23 protein-coding genes and 1 pseudogene are annotated in these 20,145 nt (G+C 66.7%); 8 read left to right on the top strand and 16 right to left on the bottom strand.

What is annotated here, in order from left to right:
- Positions 1-65 precede the first annotated feature (65 nt).
- Positions 66-1,154 carry a porin gene (locus tag GBZ48_RS23945; protein ID WP_174473312.1) on the top strand — a complete coding sequence of 363 codons (1,089 nt, stop codon included), beginning with the start codon at positions 66-68 and terminating at the stop codon, positions 1,152-1,154.
- Between the two features lie 76 nt (positions 1,155-1,230).
- Here GBZ48_RS23945 and GBZ48_RS23940 read toward each other — a convergent pair whose 3' ends face one another.
- Complete coding sequence (locus tag GBZ48_RS23940; RefSeq protein WP_174473311.1) at positions 1,231-1,815, bottom strand: hypothetical protein; 585 nt, start codon at positions 1,813-1,815, stop codon at positions 1,231-1,233.
- A gap of 243 nt (positions 1,816-2,058) precedes the next feature.
- Between GBZ48_RS23940 and GBZ48_RS23935 the strand changes: the two genes are divergently transcribed.
- Complete coding sequence (locus GBZ48_RS23935) at positions 2,059-2,727, top strand: YggS family pyridoxal phosphate-dependent enzyme (protein ID WP_174473310.1); 669 nt, start codon at positions 2,059-2,061, stop codon at positions 2,725-2,727.
- 27 nt (positions 2,728-2,754) lie between these two features.
- On the opposite strand, the gene GBZ48_RS23930 is transcribed toward GBZ48_RS23935, so the two are convergent.
- From GBZ48_RS23930 to ribA, 3 genes are all read right to left on the bottom strand, one after another.
- A complete protein-coding gene (locus tag GBZ48_RS23930; RefSeq protein ID WP_174473309.1) occupies positions 2,755-3,318 on the bottom strand; it encodes a L,D-transpeptidase family protein in 564 nt (187 codons plus the stop codon).
- A complete protein-coding gene (locus GBZ48_RS23925) occupies positions 3,315-4,283 on the bottom strand; it encodes a hypothetical protein (RefSeq protein ID WP_174473308.1) in 969 nt (322 codons plus the stop codon). The genes GBZ48_RS23930 and GBZ48_RS23925 overlap by 4 nt, the downstream gene beginning before the upstream one ends.
- Positions 4,284-4,499: 216 nt before the next feature.
- Positions 4,500-5,774 carry a GTP cyclohydrolase II gene (ribA, locus tag GBZ48_RS23920; protein ID WP_174473348.1) on the bottom strand — a complete coding sequence of 425 codons (1,275 nt, stop codon included), beginning with the start codon at positions 5,772-5,774 and terminating at the stop codon, positions 4,500-4,502.
- A gap of 343 nt (positions 5,775-6,117) precedes the next feature.
- Between ribA and GBZ48_RS23915 the strand changes: the two genes are divergently transcribed.
- Positions 6,118-6,585, top strand: coding sequence for a glycosyl transferase (locus GBZ48_RS23915; protein ID WP_174473307.1), 468 nt, complete (start codon positions 6,118-6,120; stop codon positions 6,583-6,585).
- A gap of 150 nt (positions 6,586-6,735) precedes the next feature.
- Positions 6,736-7,440 carry a response regulator transcription factor gene (locus GBZ48_RS23910; protein WP_174473306.1) on the top strand — a complete coding sequence of 235 codons (705 nt, stop codon included), beginning with the start codon at positions 6,736-6,738 and terminating at the stop codon, positions 7,438-7,440.
- Between the two features lie 41 nt (positions 7,441-7,481).
- On the opposite strand, the gene GBZ48_RS23905 is transcribed toward GBZ48_RS23910, so the two are convergent.
- On the bottom strand, positions 7,482-8,276 hold the full coding sequence (locus GBZ48_RS23905; RefSeq protein WP_174473305.1) for a hypothetical protein: 795 nt from the start codon (positions 8,274-8,276) through the stop codon (positions 7,482-7,484).
- A gap of 251 nt (positions 8,277-8,527) precedes the next feature.
- Between GBZ48_RS23905 and GBZ48_RS23900 the strand changes: the two genes are divergently transcribed.
- From GBZ48_RS23900 to GBZ48_RS23890, 3 genes are all read left to right on the top strand, one after another.
- Positions 8,528-9,415 (top strand): MBL fold metallo-hydrolase, encoded by an 888-nt coding sequence (locus GBZ48_RS23900; protein ID WP_174473304.1) that lies wholly within the window; start codon positions 8,528-8,530, stop codon positions 9,413-9,415.
- A gap of 203 nt (positions 9,416-9,618) precedes the next feature.
- Positions 9,619-10,437: a YcbK family protein gene (locus GBZ48_RS23895; RefSeq protein ID WP_246307423.1), complete on the top strand. Its 819-nt coding sequence runs from the start codon at positions 9,619-9,621 to the stop codon at positions 10,435-10,437.
- 40 nt (positions 10,438-10,477) lie between these two features.
- On the top strand, positions 10,478-11,059 hold the full coding sequence (locus tag GBZ48_RS23890) for a histidine phosphatase family protein (protein ID WP_174473302.1): 582 nt from the start codon (positions 10,478-10,480) through the stop codon (positions 11,057-11,059).
- A gap of 57 nt (positions 11,060-11,116) precedes the next feature.
- On the opposite strand, the gene xth is transcribed toward GBZ48_RS23890, so the two are convergent.
- Together xth and GBZ48_RS23880 are read right to left on the bottom strand one after the other, a co-directional pair.
- Complete coding sequence (gene xth, locus GBZ48_RS23885; protein WP_174473301.1) at positions 11,117-11,911, bottom strand: exodeoxyribonuclease III; 795 nt, start codon at positions 11,909-11,911, stop codon at positions 11,117-11,119.
- A gap of 10 nt (positions 11,912-11,921) precedes the next feature.
- Positions 11,922-12,605 carry a fumarylacetoacetate hydrolase family protein gene (locus tag GBZ48_RS23880; protein ID WP_174473300.1) on the bottom strand — a complete coding sequence of 228 codons (684 nt, stop codon included), beginning with the start codon at positions 12,603-12,605 and terminating at the stop codon, positions 11,922-11,924.
- A 413-nt stretch (positions 12,606-13,018) separates the two neighbouring features.
- Between GBZ48_RS23880 and GBZ48_RS23875 the strand changes: the two genes are divergently transcribed.
- Positions 13,019-13,513 carry a MarR family winged helix-turn-helix transcriptional regulator gene (locus GBZ48_RS23875; RefSeq protein WP_244592894.1) on the top strand — a complete coding sequence of 165 codons (495 nt, stop codon included), beginning with the start codon at positions 13,019-13,021 and terminating at the stop codon, positions 13,511-13,513.
- A gap of 170 nt (positions 13,514-13,683) precedes the next feature.
- Here GBZ48_RS23875 and GBZ48_RS23870 read toward each other — a convergent pair whose 3' ends face one another.
- The 9 genes and pseudogenes from GBZ48_RS23870 to GBZ48_RS23830 form a co-directional block, all read right to left on the bottom strand.
- On the bottom strand, positions 13,684-14,133 hold the full coding sequence (locus GBZ48_RS23870; RefSeq protein WP_246307422.1) for a hypothetical protein: 450 nt from the start codon (positions 14,131-14,133) through the stop codon (positions 13,684-13,686).
- On the bottom strand, positions 14,130-14,684 hold the full coding sequence (locus GBZ48_RS23865) for a hypothetical protein (protein ID WP_174473299.1): 555 nt from the start codon (positions 14,682-14,684) through the stop codon (positions 14,130-14,132). The genes GBZ48_RS23870 and GBZ48_RS23865 overlap by 4 nt, the downstream gene beginning before the upstream one ends.
- Before the next feature lie 13 nt (positions 14,685-14,697).
- Positions 14,698-15,165, bottom strand: coding sequence for a hypothetical protein (locus GBZ48_RS23860; protein ID WP_174473298.1), 468 nt, complete (start codon positions 15,163-15,165; stop codon positions 14,698-14,700).
- Positions 15,166-15,191: 26 nt separating this feature from the next.
- On the bottom strand, positions 15,192-15,683 hold the full coding sequence (locus GBZ48_RS23855; protein ID WP_174473297.1) for a hypothetical protein: 492 nt from the start codon (positions 15,681-15,683) through the stop codon (positions 15,192-15,194).
- A gap of 2 nt (positions 15,684-15,685) precedes the next feature.
- Positions 15,686-16,240 carry a hypothetical protein gene (locus tag GBZ48_RS23850; protein WP_174473296.1) on the bottom strand — a complete coding sequence of 185 codons (555 nt, stop codon included), beginning with the start codon at positions 16,238-16,240 and terminating at the stop codon, positions 15,686-15,688.
- Between the two features lie 807 nt (positions 16,241-17,047).
- Entirely contained in the window at positions 17,048-17,983 is a 936-nt protein-coding gene (locus tag GBZ48_RS23845; RefSeq protein WP_174473295.1) for an electron transfer flavoprotein subunit alpha/FixB family protein, read from the bottom strand.
- A 1-nt stretch (position 17,984) separates the two neighbouring features.
- Positions 17,985-18,734: an electron transfer flavoprotein subunit beta/FixA family protein gene (locus tag GBZ48_RS23840; protein ID WP_174473294.1), complete on the bottom strand. Its 750-nt coding sequence runs from the start codon at positions 18,732-18,734 to the stop codon at positions 17,985-17,987.
- A gap of 231 nt (positions 18,735-18,965) precedes the next feature.
- Positions 18,966-19,976 (bottom strand): TRAP transporter substrate-binding protein, encoded by a 1,011-nt coding sequence (locus GBZ48_RS23835; RefSeq protein ID WP_174473293.1) that lies wholly within the window; start codon positions 19,974-19,976, stop codon positions 18,966-18,968.
- A 55-nt stretch (positions 19,977-20,031) separates the two neighbouring features.
- Positions 20,032-20,145 (bottom strand): annotated as a pseudogene (locus GBZ48_RS23830) (IS5/IS1182 family transposase); the annotation flags it as partial.

Below are 20,145 nucleotides of genomic sequence, written 5' to 3'. Positions count from 1 at the left end.
TCTGGGGTCACAAGATACCGCTCGCGCCCCAACCTGACGGGACGCATGCACCGAGGATGACATCCATGAAGCGTTCTCTCGTCATTGGCTGCGCCGCCGTTGCTCTCGCCGCCGGCTGCGGCACCGCTTCTGCCCAGTCCAAGTTCGACATCCTGCTGGGCGGCGACGCCTATTTCCAGGGCGCCTATGTCGACCAGGACGACAACACCGGCCTGCGCAAGACCGAGTTCGCCAACCGCTTCCGCCTGACCATCACCCCGACGGCCAAGGCCGACAACGGCCTGGAATACGGCGCGCGCCTGCGTCTGCGCGCCGCCGGCGGCACCAACAACAACCGCAGCACGGACAGCGACCGCGCGTTCATGTTCGTGAATGGCGGCTTCGGCACCATCCAGGCCGGCGTGATCAATGGCCTGTCGGACGAGTACGGCATCATCGGCCCGAACGTCGAAGGCATCGAAGGTTCGCCGGACGCGCAGTTCCTGAACTACTACGCGAACGCCAACGGCGCGCCCTATGCGCTGGGCAGCCTGCGCACGCTGGAGTCGGGCGACGCCAGCAGCAAGATCATCTACCTGACGCCGAGCTTCGCCGGTTTCCAGGTCGGCGCCGCCTACACCCCGGTGTATGGCAGCAGCAACACCGACATCAACCGCCGCAAGAACAGCACCGCCTATCGCGACATGGGCGAGGTGCAGGCCACCTACAAGGGCGAGTTCGGCGGTTTCGGCCTGGAGGCGAGCACCGCCTATCAGTTCGCCAAGGCAGCCAGCCAGCTTGAGGATCTGTCCTCGGTCCATGTCGGCGCCAACGTATCCTACGCCGGCCTCAAGGTCGGCGGCAGCTACGCCTTCAGCGGCGACAGCGGCTATGCCAAGGGCACCCGCGGCGTGGACGACCAGCAGGTCTGGATCGTCGGCGCCAACTACGATTTCGGTTCGGTGATCCTGGCCGCCACCTACACCGACGCGAAGGGCATCGACAGCAACTTCGCCGGCCTGAACTCCCGCGCCCATGTCTGGCAGGCCGGTGTGACCTACACCGTTGCGCCGGGCCTCACCACGGGTCTGGAATACAGCTATCTCGACAACAAGGTCGGCGGCGTGAACAACGACGCCAACATCGTCCTGTGGGATACCCGCTTCGCCTTCTGAACGGCAGGATTCCAACGGCGGATAGGAAAAGGGCGACGGAGCAATCCGTCGCCCTTCGTCGTTTTCCAGGACCGGCTTATTTCTTGGGAGCCGTTTTGCCGTTCTTGTCCGCCGTATCGCACAGCATGAACAGAACCGACGACTCGAGCGGTGTCCAGACCAGCAGGTAGCGCTCCTTGTCGCGGTCGCCAAGGAAGACGATCGTCTCCGAATCGGTGACTGACTTGGGATGAATCTCGCCCAGCAGGTAGCCCATGCGGCCATAGTTCGCCATGGTCCCCTGGAAGATGTAGTCCAGCCGCTCCTGGTCGTCCTTCGCGACTTCCCAGCCGAACTGTTCCTGCCGCACGCAGCGGCGGCCGTATTCGTCCAGGACCTTGTCCATGAAGCTGCGATAGGTGCCGTCGTCTGTCAGCGGGTAGGCCGGCTCGCTGAAGCGGACCTTGGTCATCGGCGACCCCAGCATGACCTTGGCCTTGCTTTGCTTGGCACCGGGCTTCGCCGGGGCGGCCGCCTTGGGGGCCTGCTTCGGATGCTCTTCGGCATGGGCGGGGCTGGCGGCGGGAACGGCGACACACCAGACGGCCACTGCGGCAGCGAACAGGCCGGCAGGGACGGCCGGCGTCAGGGCGGAGAGCAGGGAACGAAACGGACTCCGCATGCGGAGGTCTCCTCGATATGCAAAACGATGACGATACCCGCGCCGGCGATCCGCCGGCGATGTGGATGCGTCGGGCATGGTCGCTTGGGGCGCTTGCGTTTCCGCGGACCGTCCGCTAACACGCCGCGGAAGCGCTGTACACCCGCAGCGACCGGATTGGGGGCGGCCATGACGATGACGCAGGGCACTGGCAAAGATACGCAAACCGGCGCCGAAGCAGGCGATTCCACGGTTGCGGACAGCGTGACGGCACGACTCGACTCGGTGCGGCGTGCCATTGCGGAGACGGAATCCGCCTGCGGGCGCGGCAAGAAAGCCATCACTCTGATCGCGGTGTCGAAGACCCATCCGGCCGAAGCGGTGGAGGAAGCGCTTGCCGCCGGCCAGCGTGTGTTCGGCGAGAACCGCGTGCAGGAGGCCAAGGGCAAGTTCCCGGCGCTGAAGGAGCGCTTCCCCGACCTGGAACTGCATCTGATCGGGCCGCTCCAGACCAACAAGGTCAAGGATGCGGTCGCCCTCTTCGACGTGATCCAGACCCTGGACCGTCCGAAGCTGGCCGAGGCGCTGGCGGAGGAAATGGCGAAGTCCGGCCGCCGGCCGCGCTGCCTGATCGAGGTGAACACCGGCGAGGAACCGCAGAAGGCTGGAATTGCCCCGGCGGAGGTCGAGGCCTTCCTGGCCGACTGCCGCGACCGGCTGGGGCTGCCGGTCACCGGTCTGATGTGCATCCCGCCGGTGGACGAGGAGCCGGCCATGCATTTCGCCCTGCTGGCCGAGATGGCGCGACGGCTGGGTCTGCCGGAGATCAGCATGGGCATGAGCGGAGATTACGAAACCGCCGTCCGCTTCGGCGCCACCCATGTGCGCGTCGGCACGGCGATCTTCGGTGCGCGTCCCTACCCGGCCCAATAAGACCCGGCCCGGGGTTCGACAGCCGCATCAGGCGCCCGGGTCGGCAACGCTGAGCGCGCTGCCATGCCCGCAGTCCTTCAGCAGCCGGAGCATGTCCTCGGGCGCCAGCGCGACGCAGCCGGCGGTCGGCATCCGGTCGGGACGGACGAGGTGCAGGAACACGGCACTGCCCATTCCCGGCACCACCGGGTCGTCATTGTGCCCCATCACCACCACGATGTCGTAGACATGGTCGTCCCGCCACATCTCCTCATGGCTGGCCGGATAGGGGCGGACGACAGGCCGGTTGTAGGCGGGATTCTCCGGCGCGTCGCACCAGCCATCCTGCTCGGCGATGGGGTGGAGCGGCAGCCCGGTCTCCGGCGGCGGCAGCCGGTCGGCGCGCCACAGCACGCGGCGCAGCGGGAACCGGCCGACGGGGGTGGCGCCGTCGCCCTCCCGCTTGTCGGTGCGGACACCGCCGCGGCCCAGCACACAGGGCGCCTCCCCACCCGGCCAGCGCAGGCGGCCGGTGGTGACCGGACCGACGCCGTCGGGTCCGACCTTGTCGGTGCCGGGGCGATCCGGCGTCACAACGATCTCGATGCTCATCCCGACACCCGCGTGGTGCTGGTGGCCGCCTGCGCCGCTTTGCGCGACTGCTCATATTTGGCCAGATTGCGCATCATCGTCTCCGACAGCATGTCCGGCGTGACCGGAGCCGATCCGGCAGCCGGTGGTGCGGGCGGCGCTGCATCTCCCGGTTGGGCGGGGGCCGGCTGCCCGGTGCCGGCCTGCGGCTGGCCGCCATTGGCCGCCGTGGCACCGATGGCGCGGGCAGAGGCTGTCACCGCTCCCGGAACCGGCGCCGCATAGCGGGGGGCACTGTGCTTCGCCAGGGCCGAACTCGCCAGCGGGGTATCGCGCGCCGGCATCTTGCTGGGGTGCGGGGCGGCGCCGGCGGCAAGCTGCGCGGTGAGGGCCGGCGAGGCGTCTGCGGACACGGCTTTGGCAGCGGCAGGCGATGCGGCGGCAAGCCGGATCGGCTGTCCGGTGGCGGCGGGAGCCGGCGACGGTGCGGCGGTGAGGTCGGCCGGCTTGGCGGCGGCCAGCGCAGCGGCCAGCCCGGCGGCAGGCGCCTGCTGCGGCTCCGCGGGGGAGCCGGACGCCGCCGGCCCCCCCGAGGCGTCCGCGACGGCGGTGGAGGCGGCGGGATGGTCACCTCCCCCAAAGCCGAGCGAGGCCATGACCGTTTCACCCACATCTTTGCCGGTCGCCTGTTCGATCACCGCGTTGGCGATGGAGGCCATGCCGCCGATCACGCCGCCATACAGCATGTCGCCCATGATCCGCATGGATGGCTGGATGGTGTCGCCGGTGATCTCGCGATAGACGGTGCTGACGATCGGGATGTGCTGCAGCGGGTTGATAATGTCCAGGAAGTCCCAGAAGGACATGTCGCCCTGGATTTCCACCGGGCCGCCATTATGGCCGTCGTTGATGACCGGCGACGCCTTCTCGCGCGGCACCGCACGCTGAACGGCGCTGCTGTCGATGGTGGTGGCGTCGATGGCCATGGGCGGTCTCCCGGCTCGGTGGTCACGGCAGGTACAGCAAGCGCCGTGCCAAGCCCCCATGCCCGAACCGGGGCGGAATCACCCGTTTCGGGAGGATCCGGACAGTCAGCACCCGGAATCCGATTCCCAGCACCGCATGAACAGTAAGAGGGGCGGCAAGAACTGCCGGGCCGGCATGGCGATTCCTGCCTCGCCGGCTCAAGCTGGGCTGAAGGCTCAGAACATGTGGCCGCTGCGTTCCGCCTTGGTGCGGAGATAGGCCTCGTTGTGGCCGTTGGCGGGGAAGATGTGGGCCACGCGTTCCACCACGGCGATGCCGCAGCGGGCGAGCTGGCGCAGCTTTTCCGGGTTGTTGGTCATCAGCCGGACGGAGTCGAAGCCAAGCTGCCGCAGCATCTCCGCCGCCGGCAGATAGACGCGCTCGTCGGCCTCGAAGCCGAGGATTTCGTTGGCGTCCACCGTGTCGAAACCACGGTCCTGGATGCGGTAGGCGCGCAGCTTGTTGACCAGCCCGATGCCGCGCCCCTCCTGCGCCAGATACAGCAGCACGCCGCTGCCCTGCCGGGCGATCTCGGCGATGGCGCCGCGCAACTGGTCGCCGCAATCGCAGCGCAGCGACCCCAGCAGGTCCCCGGTGAAGCATTCCGAGTGCAGGCGGGCCAGCACCGGCTGCGCCGGATCGGGCTCGCCGATGACGATGGCCAGATGCTCCGGCCCGCCGTCGGCCGGGCGGAAGGCGTAGATGCGCGTATTCTCCGACCCGACCAGCGGCACCCGCGCATCGGCGACGCGGCGCAGGGTCCGCACCACATGCACGCGGTAATCGGCGACGTCCGACGCCCGCACCAGCAGCAGGTCATGCTCCGCCGCCCACTCCGCGGCGCTGACCGCTGCCCCACCCCGGACCGCCCCACCAGACACCGGCAACGGCAGGTCGGCGGTGATGGCGGCAGGCAGCAGGCGGGCCAGCCGGGCGAGGTCCACCGCGGCGGCCTCGCGGCTGCCGGGGCAGGCCTCGGTGGCGGTCAAGCCGGCCGGCAGCGCATCCTGAGCCTGCGGATATTGTTCGGGATCGGCCAGCGCATGGGCCTGGTCGGCCGTCAATCCGTCGGGCCGGTCGAGCGTCATGGCGCCGAACGCCTCCGCCGCACCGGGCGCCTGATCGTCGGCGATGTCGGTCGCCGGCTGCGCCGCTCCGGCGGCGGCCAGCCCCAGCACGACGGCGCGGCGGCGGGTGACCGCCAGCCGGGGAGTGCCGCCGGTCAGCGCCTTCAGCCGGTCCACCGTATCGAGCGCCACCGACTCCACCGAGACCGCGGCGCCGACGGTGCCGTCGGCCGTCTCGATCGCCACCACCTCGCCCCGGCGCAGGGCGGCCAGAGCCCGGTCAACGGCGCGCACGGCGGCCTCGTCGATCGGAGCCGCTTTGGGAGTTGCCGCGGGCGCGGACAGGGTGACCGTGGTGGTGGCGGAGGAGTGTTCGGCTTGCATCGTCAGCGGCTTTGCGTAGCGGGTGCGCCGGCTCCGGCGCGAAAAACGGGACATGGTGCGTTCGGCGGGCGAAGCAAAGCGCAGGTGGCGCGCCCCTGTCCAGCGATTCCCGCGCGCCACACCGTTGCCGAAGGCGCAACGATCCTGCCAGCCTGCCCAGCCCAGGAGCCCTTTCGGACTGGATCGGGACAGAATACCGGACGGAGTCGGCACCTCCAACGGACCGCTCCGCCGCCGGAACCCTGGGCGTTAGGATGACAGCCACAGCCCTTCAACCGGGAGTCCTTTCCCCGTGAACACCCGCTCGACGCCCCCTGACCAACCCGATTCCGTGCATCTCGTGATGCCTGCCGATCTTCCGGCCGACGCCTATGGCCGCCGCATGGTCGAAGCGCTGCGCGCCGCCGGAGCCGGCATCACCATCCATGCCCTGCCCGGCCCGCACCCGCAGGTCGATCCGTCGGCGATCCTGGCGGCCGACGTCGCGCTGGCACGGCTGCCCGACGGCGCTCCGGTCCTGCTGGACGGCAACGCCCTGGCCAATCTCGCCGCCAGCCTGACGGCCGACAGCCGACGCCTGCGCTTCACCGCGCTGGTCGAGCGCCTGCACTGGGCGGACCCCGCGCTGCCCGCCGACGAGGCCGCGGCCCGCCGCAATCTGGAACAGGGCGCGCTGGCGCTGATGGGCCGCATCGCTGTGCCGGACGACGCGGTCGCCGCCACCGTGCGGGAGTTGGGCGTTCAGCCCGACCGGATCGTCCGTGCCGACCCGAATGCGGAGGGTGCAGCGGCACTGCTGGCGGTCCTCTGAGTGCCTCGGCAAGGGCCGCTGCCCCTCTCGCCACAAGCCATCACGACAATCCACCGGCGCCATGCTACTAAGGCGCGGCCCCGGCGCTGCCGCCGACGGCATCCGCCTCCCGATCCCGTGCCGCAGTCCCGTGCAGCCCCCATACAGCCCATGACCATCGCAAAACGCATCCTCCTGGTCGATGACGACACCGCCCTGCGCCAGTCGCTGGCGGAGCAGCTGCGGCTGCTGGAGGAGGTTGAGACCGAGGAGGCCGGCGACGGTGCCGGCGCGCTGAAGGCGGTGCGAACGGCGGCCGAAGCAGGGACCGGTTTTTCCGCCATCCTGCTCGATGTCGGGCTGCCGGACATGGACGGGCGCGACGTGTGCAAGCTGCTGCGGCGCGAGGGTGTGCGCTGCCCGGTCATCATGCTGACCGCGTCGGCCAGCGATGCCGATACCATCCTGGGTCTGGAGTCCGGCGCCAGCGACTATGTGACCAAGCCCTTCCGCCTGGGGGTGCTGATCGCCCGACTGCGCGCCCAGCTGCGCCAGTTCGAGCAGACGGAGGACGCGGTCTTCGCCATCGGCCCCTACAGCTTCCGCCCCGGCGCCAAGCTGCTGCTGGACGAGGCCGCCAACCGCAAGATCCGCCTGACCGAGAAGGAAACGGCGATCCTGAAATACCTGTACCGTGCCGGCGATCTGGTGGTCGGGCGAGAAACTCTGCTGGGGGAGGTCTGGGGCTACAACGCCGCGGTCACCACCCACACGTTGGAGACCCACGTCTACCGCCTGCGCCAGAAGATCGAGGCCGATCCGTCGAATGCCCGCATCCTGGTGACGGAGCCCGGCGGCTATCGTCTGGTGCCCTAGCCACCGATCAACTGGGGCCGCCGATCGACTGAGGCCGCCGCTCACCGTCCGACGGGGGCCAGCCCCCGCCGGCTTCCCCGTTCGGCAATGGTGACCTCGCCGGCGAAACCCAGCCAGCGGTGACGCTCGCCCGCCTGGGGCTTGGCATTGGGCCTGACGTGGAGCTTGGACTGGTGGTTGAGCCGGGCGGCACCCAGGCCGCAGGCAGACGGACCGACCCACAGCCCGCGGCCGCGCGGCACCACCGGCAGCAGCCGCAGCTTGCGCCCGACAATCGCCATCCGGCGGCGCCAATGGGCGACGTCATGCGGCGAAACGCCAACCCGGCGCGCGATCTCGCGATCCGACAGCAGCGCGCTGCCGGGATCCTGCAGCAGTTCCAGAACGGCGCGCCGCTTGTCGGTGTCGGCATGGCGGGAGTGCTTGCGCTCCAGCGCCTTGCCCATGTCCCACAGCTTCTCCGCGGTTTCGCGCGCCAGGGTGCGCCAGCGGTCGGCCTCCTCGCGCTGGCGGTCGGCATCGCCCACCGCCTTGTCGAGCTGCCGGCGCAGGGTGGCGAGTTCCAGTTCCAGATCCTTCACCTGCCGGCGCAGACCGCGGACCAGCTCGTCCGGCGGCGGCGGCGGAGCCGGCGCCGGGGCGGGTTCGGATGGATGGACGGTCGGCGGCGGTTCGGGAGCGGGCGGCACCGGCGTGCGTGCGCGCTCCGCCAGATCGCGGAAGGACAGCCCGGCACGGGACAGCATGATGCGGGCGGCGCGCAGTGCGGACAGCGCCTCGCCCTGATGCTCCGACTCGGCCATGGCGAGGACTTTGGCGAGCTTGTCAGGATCCATCCGCGTCGGGTTCCGCCGGAGCCGGTCCCCACCCGCGCGGGGACCTGGGAGAAGTCATGCCGCGCACCACGCGACGAGGCCCCAACCTACCACATCTTATGGGTTTGGACAGATGCCCTTCGTAGGGTGGCGACTCGCGACAGGCCGCGTTCGAAAGCCTTGGCCGCCATCCGTGGGAGTCGCCCGGAAGAGAAAAGGGCGGGAGAGATTTACTAGACTTGGACAAGCTTGACAGCCACGATGGCGCCGTCATGACCGCTCGTTCCACCATCAATCCCGCGCAACCGCCAGCCCAGGACGGGGCCGGCGGCGTCTCCCCCTTTGTCATGCGCTTCTGGGGGGTGCGCGGCAGCATCGCATCGCCCGGCCCGGCAACCGTGCGCTATGGCGGCAACACCGCCTGCATCGAGGTTCGCTGCGGCGGCACCCACATCGTTTTCGATTGCGGCACCGGCATCCGGCCGCTGGGCGAGTCGCTGTCGCGCGAGGGCGGACCGGTGGACATCGACCTGCTGCTGACCCACAGCCATCTCGACCACATCAGCGGCCTGCCCTTCTTCGCCCCGGCCTTCGATCCGGCCAGCCGGATTCGGCTGTGGGCCGGCCATCTGCCGCCGGAGCGGCCCTTCCGCACCGTGCTGGCCGACATGATGACGGCACCGCTGTTCCCGGTGCCGGTCGAGATCTTCCGCGCCGACTGCCAGTTCCGCGATTTCCAGGCCGGGCAGACGCTGGAACTGGCGCCGGACGTCGTGGTGCGCACCTGCCGACTCAATCATCCCGACGGCGCCACCGGTTACCGGGTGGAGCATGGCGGCCGCAGCCTGTGCATCCTGACCGATACCGAGCACCCGGCCGAGGGCCGCGATCCGGTGATCCTGGACCTGCTGCGCGGTGCCGATCTGATGGTGTATGACAGCACCTACACCGACGCCGAATACCCGTCGCGCGTCGGCTGGGGCCATTCGACCTGGCAGGAATGCCTACGGCTGGCCGAGGCCGCCGGGGTCAGCCGCGCGGTGATCTTCCACCACGATCCCGCCCGCACCGACGACGCGCTGGACGTCATTGCGGCAGAGGCGGAGGCGATGCGCCCCGGTTCGCTGGTCGCCCGCGAAGGGATGGAGTTGTTCCTCTAAGAACCGGCATGGTTCTTACCGGTTGAATCCTCAACAATCTGATCCACTGAGCAAAAGCGCTTGTGCGTGTTCAATACGCCACAGGTTGCTTTGTCACACTGGCCTCCTGTGACAATCTTGGTATTAGATCGGTGTGCAACCCCGCCTGGATTGGGGCGGGCGGGGTCGTTGAAGCGTGCAAAGCTCGGGGGAAAGCGATGCGCATGACCGGTCGTGCCTTGGGGATGCTTGCCGTGCTGACCGTCGCGACGCAGCTTGGCGGTTGCGCCAGCACACCGCCACTGGAAAGCGCGAAGCTGGACGGCGACCCGCGCAGCGTGGTGCTGCACCATCCCGCCAGCGGCGAGACGACGTCCGTCACCTACTGGCGTCCCGGCGACGGATACGATCCGGCCGCGATGCGCGAGATCGCGGTTCTGTTCCGCGACCGCCGCAGCGACGAGGTGATCCCGGTCGATCCGGCCCTGGTCGACATGCTGGTGGAACTGCGCCAGCGTGTCGGCGCTCTCCCTGAGTCGCCGATCCGCATCACATCGGGCTACCGGTCGAGCGCCAGCAACGCCAGCCTCGCCCGCACCAACCCGAACGTCGCCGAGAACTCCTACCACATGCGCGGACAGGCGGCCGACTTCTCCATCGCCGGCATCCCGCCGTCGCGTCTGGCGGAGGAGGCGGCGGCAATGCAGCGCGGCGGCTACGCGATGTACGCCCACACCGGCCATGTCCATGTCGACACCGGCCCCTTCCGCACCTGGACGCCGAAGACCGGCGAGCCGCGCGCGCCGCAGATTCTGGAGGCGCAGGCCCGTGCCCGCGCCAGGGCCCAGGCGCTGGCCCAGAAGAGCAGCGGCAAGGGCCGCGTCCAGCTGGCTGACGCGGGGACCAAAGCGGGCAAGCCTCCGGCCAAGCCGGCCAAGACTCCGGGGAAAGCGGCCGCCCTCACCCCGCCCGATCTGTCACGCGTCCGCGTGGCCTTGGCCCAGGTGAAGGAAATGCCGGTGCAGAAGACGGCGAAGCGCTAAACTGCCGGCGCATCCCCGTCATCCGCGTCCCGGTACCGTCATGACCACCCTGCTGATCCTCCGTCACGGCCCGACCGCCTGGAACGCCGAAGGGCGCATCCAGGGCAGCATCGACGAGCCGCTGTCCGACGCCGGCCGCGCACGGATCGCCCGCTACCGCCTGCCGTCCGAGTCGGCGGGACTGCGCTGGGTCGCCAGCCCGAAGCGCCGGGCCTGGGAAACCGCCCTGCTGCTCGGCCTCGATCCCAGACCGGAACCGCGGCTCGTCGAGATGGATTGGGGCGAGTGGGAAGGCCAGCGCACCGAGGATCTGCGGGCCGACGGCCGCATGCCGGCCCGCCACGACCGGCTGGGGCTGGACTTCAAGGCACCCGGCGGTGAAAGCCCGCGCGAGGTGCAGGACCGCCTGCGCTCCTGGCTCGCCGATCTGGCGGCGGAGGGGCATCCGACCGGCGCCGTCGCCCACAACGGCATCCTGCGTGCGCTCTATTCGCTCGCCACCGGCTGGGACATGCGCGACGACCCGGCGGAGGACCTGCGCAACGGCTGCGCCCACCTGTTCCGGTTGGCCAAGGACGGCACGCCGGAAATGCTGAGGTTGAACATCAGCCTGCTCGAGTAAGGCTTTACCGAAGCGAGGGGACGCAACCGCCCCCTCCCCCCGTCAGGCAGTCAGCCATCAGACATCCAGATCGACGATCACCGGCACATGGTCCGACGGCTTGGGTTCCCAGCCGCGTGCATCGCGCAGCACCTTAATGCCTTTCAGCGTGCCTTCGAGCGGCGGCGTCACCCAGATATGGTCCAGGCGCCGGCCGCGGTTGGAGGCGGCCCAGTCCTTCGCCCGGTAGCTCCACCAAGTGTAGAGCTTCTCCTCCGGCGGAACGAAACGGCGCAGGGCGTCGACCCAACCGGCCGAAGCCTGCATCGCCGCCAGCTTCTCGACCTCGATGGGCGTGTGGGAGACCACGGACAGCAGTTCCCTGTGGCTCCAGACGTCCTGCTCCAGGGGCGCGATGTTCAGGTCGCCGACCAGCACCATCGGACGGTCGGGGGTCCGTTCCGTGCTGAGCCAGTGGGTCATCTCGTCCAGGAACTGGAGCTTGTGGGCGAACTTGTCGTTCACCGCCGGGTCGGGGATGTCGCCGCCTGCCGGGATATAGACGCTGTGCAGTTCGATCCCGCCCGGCAGATGGGCCAGCGCATGGCGGCAATCCTGCTTGCCGCACCAGTGCTGGACGTCGTGCGAAGAGAAGGGCAGGCGCGACAGGATGGCAACGCCGTTGTAGCTCTTCATCCCGTGGATATGGGCGTGGACATAGCCGCGCTCCGCCAGTGGGCCGAGCGGGAAGTCGGCGTCCACCACCTTGGTTTCCTGCAGGCAGATCACGTCCGGCTGCTCCTCCTCCATCAGGCGGAGGAGGAGGTCCAGACGCATGCGGACCGAATTGATGTTCCAGGTCGCGATGCGCATCGGCGGCGGCTCAGGCGATGGTCAGGGTCAGGGTGCCGACGCCCTCGACCGCACCGGTCAGCACGTCGCCGGCCACCACCGCGCCGACACCCTCCGGCGTGCCGGTATAGATCAGGTCGCCCGGCTGCAGTTCGACCAGCCCGGACAGGTAGGAGATCGTCTCCGCCACCGACCAGATCAGGTCGGACAGGTCGCCCTTCTGCCGCGGCTCGCCATTCACCTGCAGGGTAACCGCCCCCTTGGCCGGGTGACCGATGTCGGCGACGGTGCGGATTGCGGAGCAGGGAGCCGACTGGTCGAAGCCCTTGCCCATGTCCCAGGGCTTGCCTTCCTTCTTGGCCGCGTTCTGCAGGTCGCGCCGGGTCATATCGAGCCCGACGGCATAGCCGAACACATGCTCCAGCGCCCGGTCGACCGGGATGTCGCGGCCGCCGGTGCCAATCGCCACCACCAGTTCGATCTCGTGATGCAGGTTGGCGGTCTTCGGCGGATAGGGGATGGTGGCGCCATCGGCGACGATGGCATCGGCCGGCTTCATGAAGAAAAAGGGCGGCTCGCGGTCGGGATCGGCGCCCATCTCGCGCGCATGGGCGGCATAGTTGCGGCCGACGCAGTAGATACGCCGCACTGGGAACGGATCGCCGCCCGTGACGGGGACGGCCGGCTGGGACCACAGGGGAATGGCGAAGGCCATGGCATCGGCTCTCTGGTTGGGACACTGTCGAACAGCTAACCCGAAAGCCGGCAACGGACCAAGCGCCCAACCATCCGCCCTGCCCTGCAAAGCGCTTCAGCGTACCGGGGCGAGGTTCGGGGCGGGTCCGTCTGGAAACGAAGACGCCCGGTCTGGGGGGGACCGGGCGTCGGAAGCTCCGATTCGGGAACCCGCGCGCGGCAGGGGAAACCGCAGGGCGGGCGATCGGCGTCGAATCGGCGTCGATCACTTCTTGACTCTTCAAGATGGAATTTGTGCGCGCCCCCACCAATACGCTAAGCGCATATCTGGTATGCATAGCCTATCGCCTGTGCAGTTCTTGCTGACAAACGAATGCCATGCCCGCATTTTATCTGTTCATCCGATAATTCATCCAAAATATGGCATCCACGGTGACTGACAACGAGCGTTCCACCCCCGCCGACCGGCGGTCGCGTCTGCGGCCCGGAAAGAACGGCAAGCTTGCCCTCGGCCCCCTTCCCGAGCTCGTGGGTTACAACCTGCGCAAGGCTCAGGTCGCGGTGTTCCAGAGCTTCCAGAACGCGGTCGCTCCGCATGACATCACGCCCGGCCAGTTCGGTGTGCTGATCATGATCCGGGAGAATGAAGGCCTGTCGCAGTCCGATCTGGGCACGGCGGTCGGCATCGACCGGTCGACGATGGTCGCCGTGATCGACCGGCTCGAGTCGCGCGGTCTGGTCGTCCGCGCCCCATCGCCCAACGATCGCCGCTCCTATGCGCTGCGCCTGTCGCCGGAAGGCCAGACGCTGATGGATGACCTGATCCCACGCGTCCAGGCTCATGACCAGGGCATGGTCAAGGATCTGTCTCCGGAAGAGCAGACGCAGTTCATCGACTTCCTGCGCCGCGTGTCGCGGTCGAAGTAAGGGGCGAGGCCCCTTCCGTTCCAGGCACCGGAAAAGACTGACAGCCCGCCCTGCACCGGCAATCGCCAAGTGCGGGGCGGGCTTTTCTATTGTGTCAGGAAACGACTCGGGAAGTATGTCCGCCGCGCCGAACCGGCCGACCGAAGCATTCGGGATCCAGCCGCGAGGCGTCAGTCCACTTCGTTCGCAGTCAGGAACATCGCCTTCGACAGGGCGGCGAAGAACTGCTGATAAGGCTCGGCATCCGATACTGCGACCAGATTGTATTGCGCGCTCGCCCGCACCGCCATTTGGGTCTTACCGCGTGGACGAACCGTAACCGTCATGCGCATGGCATAGCCGGACAGCTTGGTTCCGCTGATGATGCCCAACTGCTCATCGGCTTTATCGATGACGAAGCCGAGATCCTGAAGACTGCTGATTACCGTGCGAATCGTCAGGTTACGGTCGCTGGTGTCGAAAGACCGCGTCTGGATCGCGCGCAGCTCAACCTGGCTCTTGTCGACGGCCATCACCTGTTGCTTCGAGTCCGTCTGGCATCCGCCAAGCGAAAGCAAAGCCAACGCAAGTGCCATAACCCCAGCGCAGACCGACAAATTCCGGCGATCGGTCATGCTCATATCTGGTGCGCCTCAAGAAAAACGGATTGCGAGAGCTTTTCGAAGAACTGCTGATGGATTTCGGGCTTGTCGATCGTCTCGACGCGCGAAACCTGATTCTTCGTGTTCCAAATCACACGCTGGAAAGTCGCACGGACGATGATGCCGCTTCGATCGCCTGTCGGCCGCGTCACGATGGAGATCCTGATCTTCTGATTGGCGTCCCACACCGGGTCCGCACGGCCTCCCATGGCCGCCACCAGGAGAGCGAAGAAGACCTGCCCGGCAACCTGTCCTGACTCGACCGCATCGCGGTCCTTGGAGGCGACGATCAACCCAGCCTTGAGGTTGGTTTCCTCGGTGGTAAAGCCGAGGTCCTGCAGCACACCGGCACAAGCAGCGAGGATGTTCCGTTCATCGGTCGTGTCGAAGCGCCGGGTCTGCATCTGACGCTGCCCAAGACTCTCGGCCGCCAGCGTAAGCGCAGCGGCCTGCTGCTGCGTTCCCGACGTCTGCTGGCAGCCCGCCAACACCGATAGGATCAGGACGGATGCGACGACCCGGCACTTCATGCTGCCGCTCCGGTCAGAAGCTGCTGGAGCGGTACGAAAAATCGCGAACCCGGCTGCCCTCGTCAAATTTGACGATCACCGTCAACGTCCGCTGCGAGGTGCTGCGGGCGCCCGCGGAGCCGCTGACGCCCGCGCCGCCCAAGGCGCCGCCAATGCCGGCGCCGATCGGGCCACCGCCCAGAATCAGTGCGTTCACGCCACCGCTGCTGGACGAGTAGGCCGTCTCCGTCGAGATCTTGTCATAGACCCAATTCTCGCGGCGGCGGTCGTCCGTCGTCACCATGTTGGGCGAACCAAGCACCTCGACGACCTCCGCACTCGTCATACCGATGCGGATCTCGCGCTGCACTTTGCCGACGGTCAAGCGATCCGCATCCTGTGCCTGACGGACAGCGGCGGCATGCTCTCCAGCCGTCTGGCAACCGGCCAGCAGCGCCGAGGCAAGCCCCATCACGACCAACGTGCAATTCTTGAAGAGCATGGAAGGAAACCTCGATCTGAAGTGGATTACGGCTTGGCAGTCGTTTTCGATGCGGTATCCGCCACCGGCGGTACATCCTCTTCACTGCCAAGTTCGAGAGCAGTCAGGAACATTGCTTTTCCCAGCGGCTCAAAGAACAAATCCTTGTAAAAAGCCGGATCGTCCACCTGACTTTCCACCCCAAGGTTCATGACCACGGCATTGGAGCGTATGATCATGCGGGAAGGACCGCGCGGATAAACCGTGGCGGTCATGCGAAGCTTGGCCAGCTTGCTGGCCGAAACCGTTCCGGCAGCCGGCTCGACCTTGTCGACCCCATAGCCAAGATCCTGGAGCGTGGCGATCACGGTCCGCAGGGCTTTGTTCTGATCGGAGGTTTCGAATGCACGCGCCTGCATTGCCCTCAATTCGACAGGGCTTTTCTTGCTGAGCACGATTTGCGGTTGATTGTTGGTCTGACAGCCTGCGACCGCGAGCGCCATTGCGCCGAAGATCGCAAGGCGGATGCTCTTGCTCAATGTCATATCTTGTGAGCCTCAAGGAACGCGCTGGCGGAGAGCTTTTCGAAGAACTCCTGGTAGAGTTGCGGCTCCATCAGCAATTCCGCCTTCCAGGCGTTTCCATGATTGTTGATCAGGATCCGGTCGAAAGCGGTGCGCACTTCGGTCTGACGGCCGCCGGAAACCGGGCTGGCAATGAACGTCACCCGAATGGTCTGCTCCTGGTCCCAGGTGGGATTGTTTGCCACGCCAAGCAGAGCCATTGCGATCGTCAGGCCGATCTGTGCCGCAACCTGCCCGCCCTCTTCCGCACTGCGCTGCTTGGAGGCAACCACCACGCCGACGTCGCTCGACGCCTCGGAAATGGTGAAGCCAAGATCCTGAAGGGTCTGGGTTCCAGCCTCGAGCAGAAGCTTCTCGTTCTCGCTGTCGAAACGGCGCGTCTGAAGCGCACGCATCTCAAGCGCCTTCTCCGGCGGTTTGCCGACCGTTTTCGCCACATCGTTCATTGTCTGGCATGCAGACAGCATCCCAGCGCCAAGAAGAACCGCAGCCAATCCAATGCGTATACGCACGCGAACCTCGACAGCGCATCTAAACCACTGGTTCATAAAACCAAAAGTAGGGTTTTGGCGCAAGAGGAAACACATACGGGTTAATGCTTTCGATTTGAAGCCGCCTGATTGTCCCGGAAGTATTTGGATTATGTCGCAGGATCACAACTGCACTGTTAAGCGATCAGGCACAACACCCGGGCGCAATTCTACCGCCAGCATATCCGGTGACAAATCAGCAATAAGGCACAATGTGGAAAACGAAAAAGGCCAGAGCGGATTTTCTGAGAAAATCAACGCTCTGGCCTGATTTCGTGGCGGAGGGAGCAGTCATTGGCAAAACACTCTCCCCTGCCTTGGCACCGTCGGAGGAAGGTTCGCCGTACCACCCGATCGGTTTCCCTGCGAAACAGGGAATTTACAGGGAAATGCCTTGATCATCAGTATTTCGCGCAGCGACAACTCCTTGCGTCCAACGCAGTTTTCCTGGCTTTCGGGCCGGCCGGAGAGCGTCCGTAGCCGGATGAAACAGGGAATTAACATTCCCTGCTGCGCCCAAGATAAATCGGCAAAACAGGCAGCGGGCCTTCGGATAGGATGCACCGGCTCGACATCGCTTGCCGTAGCGAGCTCCGCCTGTCAGCGTGTCGGAGTGGGATGAGCCGTATAAGACAGCGCATACGGCACCTCCTGAAGGGAGGTGATCCTCTACGGCAGCGCCGGCACCACGATCAAGCTGGCGCAAAACCTGCCGGAACCTCATTCATGCCATCTGCTTCCCCGCGTAATGCGCAAAGTTCAGCTCAGAGCGCGGGGGTGCTGGTTTGATCAAAGGGCGGATGCCAACGCCGGCACCGCCTCGAAGAGGTCGGTGACGAGGCCGTAGTCGGCGACCTGGAAGATCGGCGCCTCCTCGTCCTTGTTGATCGCGACAATCACCTTGCTGTCCTTCATCCCGGCCAGATGCTGGATCGCACCGCTGATGCCGACCGCGATGTAGAGGTCCGGTGCCACGATCTTGCCGGTCTGGCCAACCTGATAATCGTTCGGCACGAACCCGGCATCCACCGCGGCGCGCGAGGCACCGACCGCAGCGCCCAGCTTGTCGGCAACTGCCTCCAGCAGGTGGAAGTTGTCGCCCGACTGCATGCCCCGGCCGCCCGAGATCACGATTCGCGCCGAAGTCAGCTCCGGACGCTCCGACTTGGCCAGCTCCGCCGACACGAAGCTCGACAGGCCCGACGCGTCGACACCCGCCACGCTCTCCACCGTGGCCGAGCCGCCTTCCCCGGCAGCCGCCTCGAATGCGGTGGCGCGCACCGTCACGACCTTGACCGCGTCCGCCGAGTGAACCGTGGCGATTGCGCTGCCGGCATAGATCGGCCGCTCGAACGTATCGGCGGAAACGACCCCGGTGATGTCCGACACCGCCTGGACGTCCAGCAGGGCGGCCACCCGCGGCGCCACGTTCTTGCCCGCCGAGGTGGCCGGCGCCAGCACATGGCCGTAGCCGACGGCCTTGACCAGCGACACCACCAACGGGGCCACATCCTCCGGCAGCTGATGGGCATAGGCTGCATCGGCGGCCAGCAGCACCTTGGACACGCCCGCCACCTTGGCGGCGGCCTGGGCGGCAGGCTGGGCGTCCAGACCGGCAACCAAAACGTGGATGTCCCCACCCACCTTGGCGGCAGCGGCGACGGCGTTGAGCGTGGCGGGCTTCAGCGAAGCGTCGTCGTGTTCGGCAATGACGAGGATGCTCATCTCAGATCACCTTTGCTTCGATCTTCAGCTTCTCGACCAGGGCCGCCACGTCGGACACCCTGACGCCGGCCTTGCGCTTGTCCGGCTCGGCCACCTTCAAGGTCTTAAGCCGCGGCGTCATGTCGATGCCCAGGCTGTCCGGGGCTACGATGTCGAGCGGCTTCTTCTTGGCCTTCATGATGTTGGGTAGCGAGGCGTAGCGCGGCTCGTTCAGGCGCAGGTCGGCGGTGACCACGGCGGGCAGCGTCAGGCTGACCGTTTCCAGCCCGCCGTCGATCTCGCGGGTGACCGTGACCGACCCGTCAGCGGGCGCCACCTTGGAGGCGAATGTGCCCTGGCCCCAGCCCAGCAATGCTGCGAGCATCTGTCCGGTCTGGTTGCAGTCGTCGTCGATGGCCTGCTTGCCCAGGATGACCAGCTGCGCCCCCTCCTTCTCGACCAGGGCCTTGAGCAGCTTGGCGACGGCCAACGGCTGGGTCTCGGCGTCGGTCTGGACCAGGATGGCGCGGTCTGCCCCCATGGCGAGAGCGGTGCGCAGGGTTTCCTGTGCCTGGGCCGGGCCGACCGAGACGGCGATCACTTCAGTCGCCTTGCCGCCTTCCTTCAGGCGAACCGCTTCCTCGACAGCGATCTCGTCGAACGGGTTCATCGACATCTTGACATTGGCGGTCTCCACACCCGCGCCGTCCGCCTTCACGCGGATCTTCACATTGTAGTCCACAACCCGCTTGACCGGGACAAGGACTTTCATCTGATTGGCTCCTGTAGGCTCGATCGGCCAGGGGGGCCGTTCGAGGATGCTGACACGGCTGGCAACGGCCGCGCCGCCCATGTTGAAGAGGCTGGCGTATCGCGGATCCTTGATCTGCATCGATACAACGGCCGTCCCCATCGGGCGCCCTTTTCCCTTCAGCCCGCCGGAGGGTATGACCGGCAGCTCACCTTCCCGCAGGGGGGCACGCGGCACTTCTTGAAAACGATGTTACGGCTTGCGTACCTTCATGATTTCCCTCTGTAGTTCCTTCAGCAGGTCGGCACCACCTTCGGTGGCATACCTGTCAAAGGTCGGCTTGATCATTTCGCGCATGCGCTCCAGCTCCGCCGGGCTCAGCTCGTTGATCTGCATGCCCTTTTCCTTGAGGTAGGCCACGCTCTGGGCCGAGGCCTCGCGGCTGTCCTTGCGCTCGAACTCCCGCGAGGCGACGGCGGCCTCCTGCAGGATCTTCTTCTCGTCGGCCGACAGGCCGTCCCACCAGCGCTTGCTGGCCAGAACGATGAAGGGCGTGTAGACGTGCCGGGTCAGGGTCAGGTATTTCTGCACCTCGTAGAACTTGGACGACTGGATGATCGCCACCGGGTTCTCCTGGCCGTCGACCGTACCGGTCTCCAGCGCTGCGAACAGCTCGGAGAAGGCCAGCGGCACCGCGTTGACACCGAACCGGTTGAACATGTCGATGTAGACCGGGTTCTGCATCACCCGCAGCTTGATGCCGCCCATGTCCTCGACCTTGGTGATCGGCCGCTTGCTGTTGGTCAGGTTGCGGAAGCCGTTCTCCCAATAGACCAGCCCTACCAGCCCCTTGTCGCTCAGCGACTTCATCAGCTTCTCGCCGAACGGGCCGTCCAGCACGCTATCGACCTCCTTCTCGTCGTTGAACAGGAAGGGAAGGTCGTAGACGCCGAAATCCTTGACGACGCCGACCAGGGTGGCGGTGGAGCCCACCATCATCTCCTGGGCGCCGCCGATCAGGGTGTTCTGCATCTGCATGTCGCTGCCCAGGCTGGCGTCGGCGAAGCCCTTCACCTTCAGCTTGCCGCCGCTGCGCTTGGAGACCTCTTCGGCGAAGAACTTGACGGCGCGGCCCTGGTTGCTGTTCTCCGACAGGCCGTAGCCGAAGCGGATGATGCGGGACTTCACGTCCTGGGCGGAAGCCGCGACCGGAGCCAGCAGGGCGGCGGCGATGCCGGTGGCGAGAAGCAGTTTGCGGAACATGGTGTCGGTCTCCCTTAACCGTCTGGTGTTTGGTTGGTTTTCTTAGGGTCCGGACTCATAACCAGTAGGCGACGGTTGCGGCGATGTGGACGGCGGCCATGAAGTTGGTGGCGGAGCGGTCATAGCGGGTGGCAATGCGCCGGAAGTCCTTGAGGCGTCCAAACATACG

Source organism: Azospirillum melinis, assembly GCF_013340935.1.
Lineage (GTDB): Bacteria > Pseudomonadota > Alphaproteobacteria > Azospirillales > Azospirillaceae > Azospirillum > Azospirillum melinis.
The sequence above is the reverse complement of the archived record's forward strand: the minus strand, read 5'-3'. Positions and strand labels throughout refer to the sequence as shown.

What these genes read in the sequence shown, in the direction of transcription:
- GBZ48_RS23945 (WP_174473312.1), top strand. Translation starts at nt 66, where the DNA reads ATGAAGCGTTCTCTCGTCATTGGCTGCGCCGCCGTTGCTCTCGCCGCC.
- GBZ48_RS23940 (WP_174473311.1), bottom strand. Translation starts at nt 1,815, where the DNA reads ATGCGGAGTCCGTTTCGTTCCCTGCTCTCCGCCCTGACGCCGGCCGTC.
- GBZ48_RS23930 (WP_174473309.1), bottom strand. Translation starts at nt 3,318, where the DNA reads ATGAGCATCGAGATCGTTGTGACGCCGGATCGCCCCGGCACCGACAAG.
- GBZ48_RS23925 (WP_174473308.1), bottom strand. Translation starts at nt 4,283, where the DNA reads ATGGCCATCGACGCCACCACCATCGACAGCAGCGCCGTTCAGCGTGCG.
- ribA (WP_174473348.1), bottom strand. Translation starts at nt 5,774, where the DNA reads ATGCAAGCCGAACACTCCTCCGCCACCACCACGGTCACCCTGTCCGCG.
- GBZ48_RS23915 (WP_174473307.1), top strand. Translation starts at nt 6,118, where the DNA reads ATGCCTGCCGATCTTCCGGCCGACGCCTATGGCCGCCGCATGGTCGAA.
- GBZ48_RS23910 (WP_174473306.1), top strand. Translation starts at nt 6,736, where the DNA reads ATGACCATCGCAAAACGCATCCTCCTGGTCGATGACGACACCGCCCTG.
- GBZ48_RS23905 (WP_174473305.1), bottom strand. Translation starts at nt 8,276, where the DNA reads ATGGATCCTGACAAGCTCGCCAAAGTCCTCGCCATGGCCGAGTCGGAG.
- GBZ48_RS23900 (WP_174473304.1), top strand. Translation starts at nt 8,528, where the DNA reads ATGACCGCTCGTTCCACCATCAATCCCGCGCAACCGCCAGCCCAGGAC.
- GBZ48_RS23895 (WP_246307423.1), top strand. Translation starts at nt 9,619, where the DNA reads ATGACCGGTCGTGCCTTGGGGATGCTTGCCGTGCTGACCGTCGCGACG.
- GBZ48_RS23890 (WP_174473302.1), top strand. Translation starts at nt 10,478, where the DNA reads ATGACCACCCTGCTGATCCTCCGTCACGGCCCGACCGCCTGGAACGCC.
- xth (WP_174473301.1), bottom strand. Translation starts at nt 11,911, where the DNA reads ATGCGCATCGCGACCTGGAACATCAATTCGGTCCGCATGCGTCTGGAC.
- GBZ48_RS23880 (WP_174473300.1), bottom strand. Translation starts at nt 12,605, where the DNA reads ATGGCCTTCGCCATTCCCCTGTGGTCCCAGCCGGCCGTCCCCGTCACG.
- GBZ48_RS23870 (WP_246307422.1), bottom strand. Translation starts at nt 14,133, where the DNA reads ATGAGCATGACCGATCGCCGGAATTTGTCGGTCTGCGCTGGGGTTATG.
- GBZ48_RS23865 (WP_174473299.1), bottom strand. Translation starts at nt 14,684, where the DNA reads ATGAAGTGCCGGGTCGTCGCATCCGTCCTGATCCTATCGGTGTTGGCG.
- GBZ48_RS23860 (WP_174473298.1), bottom strand. Translation starts at nt 15,165, where the DNA reads ATGCTCTTCAAGAATTGCACGTTGGTCGTGATGGGGCTTGCCTCGGCG.
- GBZ48_RS23845 (WP_174473295.1), bottom strand. Translation starts at nt 17,983, where the DNA reads ATGAGCATCCTCGTCATTGCCGAACACGACGACGCTTCGCTGAAGCCC.
- GBZ48_RS23840 (WP_174473294.1), bottom strand. Translation starts at nt 18,734, where the DNA reads ATGAAAGTCCTTGTCCCGGTCAAGCGGGTTGTGGACTACAATGTGAAG.
- GBZ48_RS23835 (WP_174473293.1), bottom strand. Translation starts at nt 19,976, where the DNA reads ATGTTCCGCAAACTGCTTCTCGCCACCGGCATCGCCGCCGCCCTGCTG.